Consider the following 13,965-nt stretch of genomic DNA (forward strand, 5'->3'; position numbering starts at 1 on the left):
GATTCTCATATCATCGCAAGCTTTTGTGTTAATCCTTTGTTATCCTTGAACAGCGGCGTTAGTATTTTTTTCTGCTACACTGAAGAGAACATCTCTATTCATATTTCTCATCTTCATCGATTCTTGGATTTTCCCTATCTCTTCGACACCGCTTTGATATCCATCATTAAGAAGGTTTAACAATGCTTTCAGTGCTACCAAGAGCGATAAAATATCGCCTCTTTCTTTAGTGGTCTTAGCGACAGACTTTAAGATGTCTGCTTGTGTCCAGTTGCTCCAAGCAGAGGATAGTCCTTGGACGATACCCCCGGCAGTCTGAACAGATGTTAAGCCAACTATCTGTTTCGCGCCCTTCGCGGCGTTCGCCGCAGTCGAAATCCCCTTCATCGCCTTCAGTATCCCACCATAACCAACAAGTGACAATAATAAGGAAGCAGCTGTAATAATGATTCTCCAAGTTTTTACATATTTTGCCATATCTTTCTTTTCGTCAGCTGTCAATTCTTCTTTCTCAACGTTATGTTCGTTGCAGTAAGCGCGCTCAAGCATGCCATCGAGAACTGGTCCAGATGCCACCAGCGACGTTCCGAAAGCTCCTGCTGGAGCGGTTGCTGCAGACAGCGCTAGCGCCGTCCCTGAGCCTGATGTTAATAGGCTGACTATTGCTACCAAACAAAGAGCAGACACAGCAGCAAGACCAGCTGCCCACCATGCCATTGTTTCTGCTTTGCTTTCAGCCTCAGCTTCGCTGAGCCCCTCTACTTCTGAGCCGCCTCTTTCATACATCCCCATATTTAACTGAGCCGTTATCACCGCTGATATTATCCCTGTAGTCATGAATGTTACAGCAAGAGCGATTACCGCCACGCCCAAAACCCCTCCTGATACAGCGCCAGCAGCTATTGCTAAGATTCCTACGGCGACAATAACACCACATGTAATCCAAGCTTGCTTCTCCGCTTCTTTCTTCCTTTCGCCTCTTAGGTCTGCTTGATCACTATAGTAATCTCGGACATTCTCCACCTGCCTCAAAACAGTAGTCGCTATCTCCTTATTAGTCTCTTTCGATGTGTTAAATGTCTTTTCATTGATATCGCCACCAACTTTTATCTCATCAGCCACCTCATCTGCCACAAGACGTAATGCCGCAACAATTTTGCCTATGAAATCACTCATCGACACTTCTTCGAAATCTTGTGTTTTAGTCTGATCAGGAGACGTTATATCAGGTTTCGTCATATCATATATAAACTCTATGATATCTTCACGGGAAATAGGAGCAACATCGTCTTGTGGGACGTCGCCCTCCTGCTTTTCTGTTATAGCATCATTAATATTCTGATCAACCTGTTCTCTAGGTATTCCTCGTTGGCTGCCATCTATTCCACCAGTCATAACATTATCCTCATAATTTCTTGTTTTTATTCTTCGCTATTTTTTCGTTTCTTGTTTTTGATCCTTTGCTATTTTTTCTTCGGATTCACGAATTGTATCTTTGAGGCTGGGGTACTTTCCTTCTATAAGATCATTTTCAGCTTTTTTCATCTCATCGGTGATTTCGACTTTGGACTTCGGTCTTTTGTTTTTGGGGATTTTTTCCAGCTTATCATGTATTGCTTTCTTCATAAGAACCATCTGCTTTTTAAGCTTCTGCCATTCAGCGCTTTCCCCGCAGGCCTCTATTGCTTTCTGTAGGACGTCTTGTGCAGAATCTGGGTCGTTGAGTTCTAAGAAGCAATCAGCGGCGTGATAATATGGCAAAGGGTTATTCTCGTCGAAGAAACTCGTTACTATATATTGTTTAATAGCTTCGTTGTATTCCTTTTTACGGTGTAAACTCGACGACAGCCCCATATGGTAACGAGCTTGTAAAGGATCGAGGAATATCAACGTCCTGAATATCTCTTCGGCGTCTTTATATTTCCCTGCGTTATATAGCGTATACGCTTGTGCATATATCGTCTCTATCATCCCCGGAGTAAACTGCAGAGCATCTTTTGGCGAGACTCCTTGGACGACGATAAGATATAACATAGCGCTCATCAGCTTTTGGACCTGTTCACCATCATTTTTATCAAACTTTTCTACGTTGGGCTTATTAGTGATTTTAAGCTTTTCGACTTCTTCTTTGGACAGACCCATGTCTTCCCATGAATTAAGCTTATTGATAAGTCTTTCGACTTCTTTAACAAGAGAGGCGTCTGCAATCTTCGTCCCCTTTTCTGCTTCTTCATCCCATTTCTTTATATCGTCCATCGTTTCTTTGGAATATATCTTCTCAAAAAGCTTCGACTGCCCTTCTGTGGTATTTTTTGACGCTACTTTTTCTTCAGAAGCGTTTTGACGTAATTTCTTTGATTTCTTTTTCTTAGCCATGGTTCCCTCCAATGACATTATTTTTTTTGCTACTCTTTTACTTTTATCTACTTCTATTTAAATATTGCTGATATTAAGCCACTCATCTGCTGCATTATCGTCGTCAATATCTGCGACTGCCCTTGTGTTGCCTCGTTCGAAGTACTCAATGACGACGACCAGTCTTTTGAGTGGTCTCTTTCTGCTGTACGCAGCGAACGCAAGTTTTCTATTTTCTGCTGTACTCGCACTTGCTCGGAACGCAGAAGTGATTGGCCTTCAGTATTTAAAGCCCCATCTTCTTCATAATCGGGATTTTCAAGAAGAGTTGTCCTATATGTATCCGCGCTAGGATCCAGGCCGCTTATCTCTGTTGTTAACGCGCTCTGTGTCTCAGTCTTATATTCTACGCCGCCGGCGAGAGATATCGCCGCACCTTGTATCGCCTCAAGAAGGTCAATGAGCTTCTCAAACAACGTCCATATAACCTCTAGTCTGTCGGAGCTCTCTACAGCTATTATCTCGGCAAGCTCGACGCCTACGCTATGGAAACCAAAAGGGTCTCCGCCATCGAGGAACGATCCCCATTCGGTGAGAAGCTGTGCATCTTTCTCATCATCGGTCAAGACTTCGCCAGTAGTAGCAGAAATAAGGTCACTGCCACTTTCAACACCAATAGACCCACGGTATTCGTTTACGAAATAACTGTATATTTCTCCAATATCTGCTTCTAGTAAACCTGGCTTCAAGCCGTAGGCGGTTGTGAAGTCTTCGGTAATCAATGCCATGGTATTATATCCTTTTTTAATTCTTTATATGTCTTACAAATTTTTATTACTACCTATATTTTACTACCTAAAGATCAGACTTATTATGCTGGCAAGGTCTCTATATATCTTTTTTATCTGATCGAGCTGTTGTGACCGTACGTCTACAAGACTCTTCGAAGAGCTTTGCCACTCTTTACTTTCGTCTCTAGAATATGTCCGTGCATTTCTTATCTGCTCGATACGCGCCGAAAAAGTCATGTTGTCTATCTGTCCGTCATCATCAGTAGCCTCGACAACAGCAAGCTTCTTACTTTCGTGTATCATAGTGGCGGTGTATGCCTCTGCTATCACACTCTTTTGTTCTATTATAGAGAACTCCGACAAAATTGTTTCTTGTATCCTGTCGAGGATCTCCCGCAGGCTACGCATAACCCTGAAAAGAATCATGATCTTCAGTGAGCTCACTTCAATGATATTGTCTGACAAAGAACTTATAATAAGCCCTCCGGCAAAAACCTCCTGAAGAAAATCCTCCCCAGAAGAATAATACCCGAAAAGGTCATACCCACGAAGAAACGCTTCCCAATACACTCTAACGTCGGCGGTGGGAAGGTCGCCGTATTCCGTCTCACCAAAATATCCTTTCGCCTCTTTTTCGAATGCCGCCCAGTCGCGAGCAAAATCGAGGTTGTCGTTGACGCCGTCATCAGGGTTAACATCATCAGCAAGATAGAGAGCGTTAAAATTCGTTTGGAAAAACGCTAGATATTTTTCTTCGCTGTTAATATCAATGCCTGGTAAAGATCCGCTCATAATTTGTTCTCCTTGTTTACAGAGCACCCACGACGCGATCTGCATATGTCCGAGCCCGAGTACTTTCCTTCCACTACGTTTAGTATAGCACATTAAAAGAATTATTATAAACTCTTTTTTTTTCTTTATCAAAAAATCGAAGTTCGAAATAGGATTTTTCACCACAGAGCCACGGAGGACACAGAGAAATAAAACAATCTGGCTGGGGGATTTCCCCCAGACCCCCTTTTTTGAACGGTGAACGGTGAACTATAACTCTACGCTATACGCTATTCCTATACGCTATCCTTTCACCCGGACACGGCAGTGCCCCCTCTCGCCGTTGTCGTAACAATATGATTGCTCCTTTACATTTGTTTGAGGAAAACGTAAGAAAAAAAAGTACAAACCACGACAATGACGACAGCTGTGCGTCCGCTGCGCGCGCTCTGCGCAGTGGGCGCTCTCTGTGTGCTCTGTGACTCTGTGGTGAAAAAATTGGGGCTTGTTACTTTTTATTAAAAAGCGCCGAACTTTTTTATTGTCTATATCGTTAACGATAAATCTTTTACGGAAAACGCTCGATATCCCCTTATATATTGGCATGTTTTTTGCTTGTTATTATATAGAACTTTTTTTATAATAAGGTATAGGCGGGGTGAATTACATCCCATAGCGAGGACAAAATTATGCCAGAATATATTCCTACAGACAGCACTTATATTCCTACTACGGAAGCGTACACCATGCCTCCGGAAGGGCTAAACAACGAATACGTTCCAATGTGGTGGGCATACCAGGAGTTTGCTACTCCTCCTACTCTTGATGATTTCAATGAAAAAAAAGACGGTTATTTCGCAGATCGTAATGCTGGTGACTTTTTTTATATTTTTGATACCGATGCTTTTAGTGATGTCGATATACCCACTTCCGAAGACGAATTCACCTCACTACATTATAATAGCGATGTTTTTCTTCTAGATTTTACACGTTTCTTAAGCGGCATCAATGCACTTCGCAACACCGCCTTTGCCACTGGCGGCCTTGAGACCAAGATACAATACGGTCTTATTGTCGAGGCCAACGATCTTCTTACTAACAAGCTTGCGTCTCAAAATTCCGCCCTTATCGAATCGAATAAAATCCTTAAAGTTCTTAATGAGATGTTTGGCATCTACAACAAACAAGGAGAGCCTATCACCATTAAAGTTACTCTTAACGACGATACTGTTGAAGAGGCTCTGTCTGACACTCTCGTTCCAGGTGACGGAGTCAACGAATATTTCCACGAAACAACGAGTACTCTTACCGCAGACGATTACGAAGACCTCAACGCCTTATATCACACTCTAAGCAGCGAGTTATTGTCGTCAATAAGAGACTCTGATCTTCAAGATGAGATCCAAGGAGTCATCAGTAAATTCGAGGATTTTTATACGACAGAAGAAATTGATGATGCTCAGCTAATTCTACTACAAGACAACTGGCAGAACGACAAAGACGACGATGGCGATCATTCTGCTGTTGGTGCTTCGTTCCGTAACTCTATTATCGCCTTAGAGTCTCAGAATGACAATGCTCGTGACGAGTTACGCAAGGCGATGTTCACCTTCCAGGAATTTTACAAGACGGCGGCGTCTCTTATTTTCAAACTCACCAACGTCTTAGAAAAAATCGCCGGAAAGATATAATATATTAAGGAGAAAGCTATGACAGACATAACATCAATAACAAACTCTTCAGCGGCGTTTTCAGATCTCGCCCAACCATACCATGCTACTTTTTATGCGGTATATTCTGCGTTGCTTCCCAACAATAACCTTGCCAAATTCAATGAAGACCTTGGAAACTTCGCTAATGAATATAGCTTCGACACCACCCTCCCCGCAAATTTCGACATAGATAACGTGTCTGCTCGCGATTCCTGGATTACTTATCTCCAGGAGATTCATTCTGTATCAAATCCTTTCTATTACTCGGAATCTCTTCCTGTCTTGCTACAAACGCAATATCTTGTTATCGGCAACAAAGTCATAACGCGCGAGATGGAGCTTCTTGAAGAGGTCGTCGGATATTCCAACAAAGCTCTTATGGTTGTCGAAGACCTTATTTCTTTCTATAACGACAAGCCCGACCCTGTTTATAGAGACGCTGACCGCGTTTCTGCTGCCCCTGATGACGCCACAGAATATATGAGCGTCGAAGCTTACCCCTATGAAAATATCATAAATGCTTGGGAGGCGAAATATGATATCATCTTCGGCAACGACAAGCGTTACCCAAGCATTGATGGAGAGCTCAATACCTATAACCTCTACAATTACCTCGGAGTCCTTAAAACTGCTATCAATGAAGCTGATCCAATATCTACTGTAGATGACGATGGCAATGGTATCTCGGAGTCGAACCTTAGCGCAGCGATACAAAGTGTTATCGACGACCTAGGACCTACCGCCGAAGAGATTGCCAATAGAAGGGCAAACCTTATAGCAGCTCACGCTTCCGACACAAGTGATGCTCGCATAATATCTGATTGGAGAGAACGTAACTGGAAAGCAGTATGGGCTGTTAACAACTCTATCGGCAGGAGGCTAAGAGATACTATCTCTGCTTCAGAGAATCTCAATGGCGATGCCGAAGCCAAGCTAAAAGAAGCTGTATGGGTTTTCGAAGAGTTTTATAAGTCTGCGGGTCTTATGATTTCGAAGCTTAACACTATAAGCACTAAGCTTTCACGCAGGATAAACAAATAAAAAAGAAGGTATAATATCATGACTACAATAGAAGACTTAATCCCTCCTTCGTGGGTGACAGAGGCCGGCAACAAACCTTACCATGTTCCTTTTATACAACGATATCTGCAGTATTATCCCAATGCCACTGATTTCAGCGATTCCTCTAACTTCAATACTGCCTTAACGAATTTCGCCAATGAATATTCTTATACTGAAGACCCTGACACAGGCTTCAATGCCGCTGACGGCACATATTTTATCAATGCCGACTGGCAGGAAAAATTCACGGCCTTTATTTCCAATGAAATCGGAATCCCTGGGTTTACACCTTTGAAAGATACGTTATCGCTACAGTCTCTTATACAATACGACTATCTTGTGAAGGCAAACACCGATATCGCCTATCAGGTGTCACAGTTCAGCTCAAATCTCGAGACCGTCACGAACATCATGACGTCAATATCTTCTATCATGGAGTATTACAACAAGAAAGACAACGGCGAAACCGAAGTATATTATGTGGCAAGAAATGACGATGGTGACATAACGAGCACGTATTCTGCAGAATATAATGAAGATACAGAAATTTGGACATATACTTTAGAAGATGGCATCGCAGTTGACGAACCTAAACTCCTGTTAGATACTGTGCTTCACACCGAAGGAGGTATTGACTCCGTCGACCGCACTGCTCTTCTTGCTGCCCGTACCACGCTCTCCGAAGCCGCCGACGCCATCCCCAACAGAAGCGACGACGCCACAACAGAATCTTCTCTATACAGCCAAGCTCAAGAAATTATAGCCTCTATGACAAGTGGAGGCTCTGATCTCACTCTCAAGGCTTTCAATGATACCTGGGTCAACAACAGAGATGTTGGTTTTTATCTTAGGAACACCAAGTCCAACGTCGAAAACCTGAACCTTGAGATGCAGGCTCGCTTTAAGAAGTCTATGTTTACATTCGAAGAATTTTACAAATCTGCAGCGAATATTGCATTGGCGTTAAGTACTATAATGAAAACCTTAGCAAGAAATATAAGCTAACAAAAAAGGAAAAATATCGTTATGAGCACATTCCTCAACAACATATCATATGTTCCACCACCTGATGGTTCTACATTAACCACAAATCTTCCCTTCTGGTATATATACGCTGCCGTCCAAGAAAAAAACGGTGACACTCCTACTGTTGCGGACTTCAACACCCAGGTCACAAATTTTCAGGGCGAAAACAGTACATTCACTCTTACAAGAACGAACTACAATGACAGTTTTTGGCAGGATAAATTTGCTGCTTTCCTATATCCTGCCTTAGACCCTTCGCTTCTCGTCACCCCCGAAACTTCTACGATACAGGAATTCCTGCGTGTAAGCTACCTTTCCAAGGCGAACCTCGACATCGAACACCAAGCCAACCTTCTTATCGACTACTCCGATATCGTCGAAGAAGCTCTCGAGATCCTCAGCGACCTCACGGTGTTGTACAACAAAAAAGGTGGGTCTTTCGTCAACGACGACACTTCAGCCGATTACTATTTCGAAAAATATGATTTTAACCCAAAGTATTATAAAAAAGGCGTTGAGATTGTTACAATAAACAATGACGAAGACGCGGTTTCTGTATCCCCTGCTATTGTCGTCGCCAGCAATCTTACTAATGATTATATCACCGCTATTGCTAACAGTACTGACACCACCGATATTACTGTTGATGATATCACCAATGCTAATGCTTTAGTTGTGCGTCTTAAAGCCCTTCTTGATAACAATGCCGGTATTTTGGGTGACAGCTCTCTCAAAACCCAATTGCAGCTTGTTTACGATTCTCTCCCTAAAGAAGAAGAATTTCAAGACGACAATGGAAACTACCTAGTTGAAACGTTAACGATACCACCTCCTGCCCCAGGCGAGGAAAACGATGACCCCACTGACACCACTGCAATCGCAATTAGTGATGCGCGCGCAATGATTGATGGGCTTGATGCCGTAACACAAGTGCGACTTGAGTATCTTGAAGAAAGAATCGATTATTGGCAGGGAAGAGTGGATAAATATGAAAAGAAATTGGATAATATCAAATGGTATCAATTACCTTTTAAAAGTGATTGGGAAGACAGATTAGAACGTTATGAAGGTTACGTAGATGATTTTCAGGCAGATTATGATGCTTTAATTGCAGATAATGGTCTTGAAGAATACGAAGCCGCTCTCAATGCTGCGATAGTGGACTGGCGCAATGCGCATAAGGACGATATCAGCCCTTCTCTTTCTATTACAAACGAATGGGTATTATGGCAGGAGCTTCCCCAGCATTTCAAAGCAGGGGAGACCACCGAAAGTAATAATTCTGCGAACCTTAAGACGGCGATAGCGGCGAGCACTGACCGTAATGATGTGATAAAGAATAAATTGCGCAAGACTTTGTTCGTCCTAGACGAATATTACAAGTCGGCATCGCATGTCATCAGCAAGATACACACCATACTTGTATCCTTGGCGCGCAAAGGAAAGTAAGAGACCCCAATTTTTCACCACAGAGTCACAGAGCACACAGAGAGCGACCACCGCGCAGAGCGCGCGCAGCGGACGCACAGCTGTCGTCATTGTCGTGGTTTGTACTTTTTTTCTTACGTTTTCCTCAAACAAATGTAAAGGAGCAATCATATTGTTACGACAACGGCGAGAGTGGGCACTGCCGTGTCCGGGTGAAAGGAATGGCGGATGGCATAGAGTTATAGTTCACTATTTACCGTTTTTACAGCTCACCGCTCAGAAATGGGGGTCTGGGGATTTTATAGCGTATAGTTATAGCGTTTAGCGGATAGAATAACTGATCACTGATCACTGATCACTGGTCACTGGTCACTGAAAAAGCTCTGTGGTAAAAAATTCCTATTCCGAAATTCATTCATAACATAGATATTTAAGTTACTATAATTATGGCATATATGGTATGTTTATCCTTTTAATCCAGGGTGTTACAATATGCTATCACGACTAGTAACGACATGTATTTTTATCGTCTTTTGTGGATGTTCGTCTGTCGGATCCCCTTCTTCGCACGCCTTAGAAAATCATCTACCATCTTCTGCTGTCACGATTCTTGCTGCTCCCGATGAGATACATTATTATCGTATGTCACCGAAAAGCTTTATCGGCGAGGATCTCCTCGGAGGCTATAGAGTCATCGCCGACGAAGGTGTTGTCACCTCTTCTGCTCTCGTAGAATATCTCTCCGAAAGCGACAATTTATCGTTTTCCTATATTAAAAAGGTACGTCTTTATCCAGAATTTGGCTTTGCTTTTGTCAATGGTGACGAGCGCGTATTAGTTCTTATAAGCATAACAACGCGTCAGGTAGAATTCGTCTATGATGATGTCCGTATAATGGCAAACTGTGATACTTCTATCGAACCCCTAAAAACAATCCTCGCAACGATAACATAATGATTACCATACGCATACGCTCTTTCTTCATAAGGATTATCTTTTCTGTGTCGTGTCTCTTCGCCGGCAGTGCTTCAGCCGCAACCCTCCATGCCATCATCGCCGCCGACACCAGCGACTACTATATTGGTTCCGCGTGTTTACGCGACTTCGTCGCCATTAATATTCATGTACACACCATCGCCAACGTCACTGGCCTCGACATCGAAGAGCATGTTTTCTATGGCACAGACTTCAAGCCCTTCGATATCGTCGACACTCTACGCGACCTTGAGTGCTCCGACGATGATGTCATCGTCTTTTATTTTTCTGGTCATGGTTTCAACACCGAGGAACGTCCTTCTATATGGCCTGTTTTAGACTTCAAATTCCATGGCCTTGCTGTCGATGATGTCGTCGACATTATAAACAGCAAAAAAGCACGCTTTTCACTGATATTCAACGACTGCTGCAATAGTATCATCCCAGAAAATTACACTCCGCCATACGTTGGGCAAGTGATCACCAAAGCGTCGCCATATAGAAACTATATTACACTGATAAACAACTACAGAGCGCTTTTCCTTGAAACAGAGGGGGTTATCATAACATCGAGCAGCTCTCCTGGCGAACGCTCACGCGGATACACAAATGAAGGCAGCTGGTATACCGGCTCATACCTTGAAAGTTTCGAAGAAATAGTTTCTAGTTCAGAAACTCCTACATGGGAAATGGTCTTCGAAGACAGTAATGCGATACTACAGAAAAAAATCTCCAGCGACAATGAGATAAGCAAAGACGACTATGCACAGACGCCATTAGTCGACATCGACCTCAACTAGGTGTTACCCATGTTGGTGAACTGTACCGAATTTCGGAATAGGATTTTTCACCACAGAGCCACGGAGGACACAGAGAAATAAAACAATCTGGCTGGGGGATTTCCCCCAGACCCCCTTTTTTGAACGGTGAACGGTGAACGGTGAACTATAACTCTACACTATACGCTATTCCTATACGCTATCCTTTCACCCGGACACGGTAGTGCCCCCTCTCGACGTTGTCGTAATAGTAAGATTGTATCTTTACGTTTGCTATAGGAAAAACAAAGAAAGGAAGTACAATCAACGACAATGGCGACAGCTGTGCGTCCGCTGCGCGCGCTCTGCGCAGTGGGCGCTCTCTGTGTGCTCTGTGGCTCTGTGGTGAAAAATCCTAGTCTTAATCTATTATTGCGTGTGAAAGGTGATTTTATGTACAATAGAGGCAGTATTATTTTATTTGGTTAATCCATGATCCTTCCTAACTTCCTAGAGCCGTATCAGCTTGACGCTGAAGAGAGTATCGCCAAAGGATGCGTCAGTGACATCCGCTTCGATATCGGTGTTTACCAGGTGTGCATCGTCGATGGCAACGAAGAGTTCTGGCCTTTCCTTCGGTTCGACGATAACGACGCCCTTATAGAAACCTTTTGCTCCTGCTCTTCCGATGAAAGCCCGTGCGTCCATATCGCCACGGCATATCTCTATATCTTTGGCGTCAACGACTCCCCTCTTCATCATCGTTTTGAGCAATCACTATGGAACGCTATCTTCCTACGCCTCTTCATTGCCAATGGTACAGCTTCTTTCAAAGAGGTCTCTTCGGGGCATTACATCATAGAAAATGGTGGGTTTTCTATTAATGCCACGGCGCCTTCTGCGCAAGAGACTCTTGAGTCTATGCTGATAAACCGCCACAAGGAGACGGAATACAACTCTTTGAAGTTCTTCAGCATAACGCCCAAAGATTTGTCTTTATGGCATCAGGGGCGTCCGAGTTTCGCTTTACGCTATAAGCTATCGCCATGGACCGACATCGCTATGATGCTTATGGCATATCAAAATAGTGGTAAAGACTACATGCTGAGTTTTATCACCGACGACACCAAGATGATAACTGGTCTAGAGGTAAAAACTTCGGAGATTATGGTCTCATGTTCTCTTTCCGCCGAAGACCTTATAGCGATAATCCCCTCTTTAACAACGGTATCGTCGCCATTGCAGGTATATTCTTATGGTGAAGAGTTTATTGCTACGATATCATACAACACAACATCGTCAAGCTTCACCATCACTAGCGATGAATCATCTCTTCGTCATTACCGTGAACACCAGCGGAAGTTTCGTGATATCCCTGAAGAGCAACGTATTACCATAGGCCCTTGGGAGTATGTCCCTGAGGTAGGTTTTTTCTCCGAAGAGAAACATCCTCTTCTGGATCGTGGCGAGATCCCTGCTGCTGACGTAGAGGCATTTTTTGAAGAATATTACCATATTATCGAGCATAAAGGTGTCGATATCACCGTTCATGGTGAAGAGCCCCCTATTTCTTATGATCTTTTCTTCGACGAAGATTGGAATTTTCATGTCGTTCCATATCTTTTCGTCGTTGGTGATCTACAAACTGGGTCATCACACGTCTTCGGGCGTTGGGTTTTCTGTGAGGGCCACGGTTTTTATAAGATAGCGCCATCGCGATTTCCTGCATCACCGACGATAATCTCTCGCGACGCTATCTCCGCATTCGTCGATGCCAACAAGTCGTGGCTCAACACCCATGAAGGCTTCCATACGCACCTCTCTGAAGTCCATGACGCTATAGGCTATGAAGTCACGGACAAACGTCTTATCTTCTCAGCGCGTAGCGATAGCGACGATGTTGGCGTTTGCGATTTCGGGCAGTGGGTCTTTATCAGAGGCTCAGGTTTCTATGCCAAGACGCCGTCTCACCAATCTACAACGATACGTCCTGGCATCGTCATTACGCGTAAAAAGGTTCCTTCTTTTATTAAGGAAAACCTCGAAGAATGCGAAGGCGTCGCAGGCTTCTTCGCCGAAAAGTCTCCGTATAAGTCTATAGGTCTAACTATTTCTTATGGCGACGATGGTGTTGTCATCGCTCCCGAATATTCTCTTGCAGAGGAGTTTTCTGGTGCTGAGGTCTTAATCTTTGGAGAATACCTATATGTCGCTGGGGCGGGTTTCTACAAGACGCCTCAAGAGGACATGCTCCCTGAAAAGTTCCGGCATCGCCGTGTCATCGACGTCGCCAAAGAGCGATATCGCTGGCTTTATGACATCGTCGCCGAGAATATCACTAGGGGCAGCATAGCGATGCCTACCGTCAAGATAAAAAAGGTGGGGTTCTTTGACGACGAAGAGAAGTCTTTCGATATTTTTGGTGACGGCGCCGCTGAAAAGGATTACGACCTTACAGGCTTGAATAGCAGCCTTAGGCACTATCAGGAAGATGGCATACAGTGGCTGTGGTCGTTATATTCTTATGGTCTTTCGGGTCTTCTTTGCGACGATATGGGTCTTGGAAAGACACACCAGGCGATGGCGCTATTCGCTGCCGTCAAGAACAAAAACCGTGGGGAGGCGTCTTTCCTTGTGGTTTGTCCTACGTCGGTGATATACCACTGGGAAGACAAAATACGGCAATTTCTTCCTGGCATGTCTGTAGCGATATATCATGGTCCTGACAGGGAAGATGTTTGTCGTGTCGTCGAGAATAATGACATCGTCGTCACGTCTTACGGCATAGCTCGCGGCGACATAGAGCATCTTTCTTCTGAGTTTTTCGACGTCGCTATTTTCGATGAGATACAGGTGGCGAAGAACCACAACAGCAAGGTCCACAAAGCTCTTCTGAAGATACCTTCTACTATGGCTGTAGGTCTTACTGGTACTCCTATAGAGAATAATCTCATGGAGCTTAAAGCTCTTTTTGATATAGTACTGCCGAATTATATGCCTAGCAAGAAGAAGTTCCGCAACCTTTTCATCAAGCCTATGGAAAAGGGCGACTCTGCCATCAGCAAAGCACTTTTAAAGAAGCTTGTG

At 43.7% G+C, this 13,965-nt stretch carries 11 protein-coding genes; 7 read left to right on the plus strand and 4 right to left on the minus strand.

Going from position 1 to position 13,965, the window contains the following annotated elements:
• Window positions 1–39 precede the first annotated feature (39 nt).
• The 4 genes from HN980_00170 to HN980_00185 all read right to left on the minus strand — a co-directional run bounded on the left by HN980_00170 (window position 40) and on the right by HN980_00185 (window position 3,938).
• The gene (locus HN980_00170) at window positions 40–1,395 is read right to left on the minus strand and encodes a hypothetical protein (GenBank protein MBT6927902.1); all 1,356 of its coding nucleotides are present in this window, start codon (window positions 1,393–1,395) and stop codon (window positions 40–42) included.
• A 36-nt stretch (window positions 1,396–1,431) separates the two neighbouring features.
• Window positions 1,432–2,376 carry a SycD/LcrH family type III secretion system chaperone gene (locus HN980_00175; protein MBT6927903.1) on the minus strand — a complete coding sequence of 315 codons (945 nt, stop codon included), beginning with the start codon at window positions 2,374–2,376 and terminating at the stop codon, window positions 1,432–1,434.
• Window positions 2,377–2,429: 53 nt separating this feature from the next.
• On the minus strand, window positions 2,430–3,143 hold the full coding sequence (locus HN980_00180; protein MBT6927904.1) for a hypothetical protein: 714 nt from the start codon (window positions 3,141–3,143) through the stop codon (window positions 2,430–2,432).
• A gap of 63 nt (window positions 3,144–3,206) precedes the next feature.
• Window positions 3,207–3,938, minus strand: a complete 732-nt coding sequence (locus HN980_00185; protein ID MBT6927905.1) for a hypothetical protein — start codon at window positions 3,936–3,938, stop codon at window positions 3,207–3,209.
• A gap of 668 nt (window positions 3,939–4,606) precedes the next feature.
• Between HN980_00185 and HN980_00190 the strand changes: the two genes are divergently transcribed.
• The 7 genes from HN980_00190 to HN980_00220 all read left to right on the plus strand — a co-directional run.
• Entirely contained in the window at window positions 4,607–5,608 is a 1,002-nt protein-coding gene (locus HN980_00190) for a hypothetical protein (GenBank protein MBT6927906.1), read from the plus strand.
• Between the two features lie 18 nt (window positions 5,609–5,626).
• On the plus strand, window positions 5,627–6,670 hold the full coding sequence (locus tag HN980_00195) for a hypothetical protein (GenBank protein ID MBT6927907.1): 1,044 nt from the start codon (window positions 5,627–5,629) through the stop codon (window positions 6,668–6,670).
• An 18-nt stretch (window positions 6,671–6,688) separates the two neighbouring features.
• A complete protein-coding gene (locus tag HN980_00200; GenBank protein MBT6927908.1) occupies window positions 6,689–7,696 on the plus strand; it encodes a hypothetical protein in 1,008 nt (335 codons plus the stop codon).
• Between the two features lie 21 nt (window positions 7,697–7,717).
• Complete coding sequence (locus HN980_00205; GenBank protein ID MBT6927909.1) at window positions 7,718–9,166, plus strand: hypothetical protein; 1,449 nt, start codon at window positions 7,718–7,720, stop codon at window positions 9,164–9,166.
• Between the two features lie 471 nt (window positions 9,167–9,637).
• Window positions 9,638–10,099, plus strand: a complete 462-nt coding sequence (locus HN980_00210) for a hypothetical protein (protein MBT6927910.1) — start codon at window positions 9,638–9,640, stop codon at window positions 10,097–10,099.
• Complete coding sequence (locus HN980_00215) at window positions 10,099–10,920, plus strand: caspase family protein (protein ID MBT6927911.1); 822 nt, start codon at window positions 10,099–10,101, stop codon at window positions 10,918–10,920. Before HN980_00210 ends, HN980_00215 begins: the two co-directional genes overlap by 1 nt.
• Before the next feature lie 450 nt (window positions 10,921–11,370).
• Window positions 11,371–13,965: DEAD/DEAH box helicase family protein (locus tag HN980_00220; protein ID MBT6927912.1), on the plus strand; the 2,595-nt coding region annotated here is incomplete at its 3' end.

The organism is Waddliaceae bacterium, assembly GCA_018694295.1.
Classification (GTDB): domain Bacteria; phylum Chlamydiota; class Chlamydiia; order Chlamydiales; family JABHNK01; genus JABHNK01.

Bases quoted from the DNA above. Each gene is read 5' to 3' on its own strand.
- HN980_00170 (MBT6927902.1), bottom strand. From the start codon at position 1,395: ATGACTGGTGGAATAGATGGCAGCCAACGAGGAATACCTAGAGAACAG.
- HN980_00175 (MBT6927903.1), bottom strand. From the start codon at position 2,376: ATGGCTAAGAAAAAGAAATCAAAGAAATTACGTCAAAACGCTTCTGAA.
- HN980_00180 (MBT6927904.1), bottom strand. From the start codon at position 3,143: ATGGCATTGATTACCGAAGACTTCACAACCGCCTACGGCTTGAAGCCA.
- HN980_00185 (MBT6927905.1), bottom strand. From the start codon at position 3,938: ATGAGCGGATCTTTACCAGGCATTGATATTAACAGCGAAGAAAAATAT.
- HN980_00190 (MBT6927906.1), top strand. From the start codon at position 4,607: ATGCCAGAATATATTCCTACAGACAGCACTTATATTCCTACTACGGAA.
- HN980_00195 (MBT6927907.1), top strand. From the start codon at position 5,627: ATGACAGACATAACATCAATAACAAACTCTTCAGCGGCGTTTTCAGAT.
- HN980_00200 (MBT6927908.1), top strand. From the start codon at position 6,689: ATGACTACAATAGAAGACTTAATCCCTCCTTCGTGGGTGACAGAGGCC.
- HN980_00205 (MBT6927909.1), top strand. From the start codon at position 7,718: ATGAGCACATTCCTCAACAACATATCATATGTTCCACCACCTGATGGT.
- HN980_00210 (MBT6927910.1), top strand. From the start codon at position 9,638: ATGCTATCACGACTAGTAACGACATGTATTTTTATCGTCTTTTGTGGA.
- HN980_00215 (MBT6927911.1), top strand. From the start codon at position 10,099: ATGATTACCATACGCATACGCTCTTTCTTCATAAGGATTATCTTTTCT.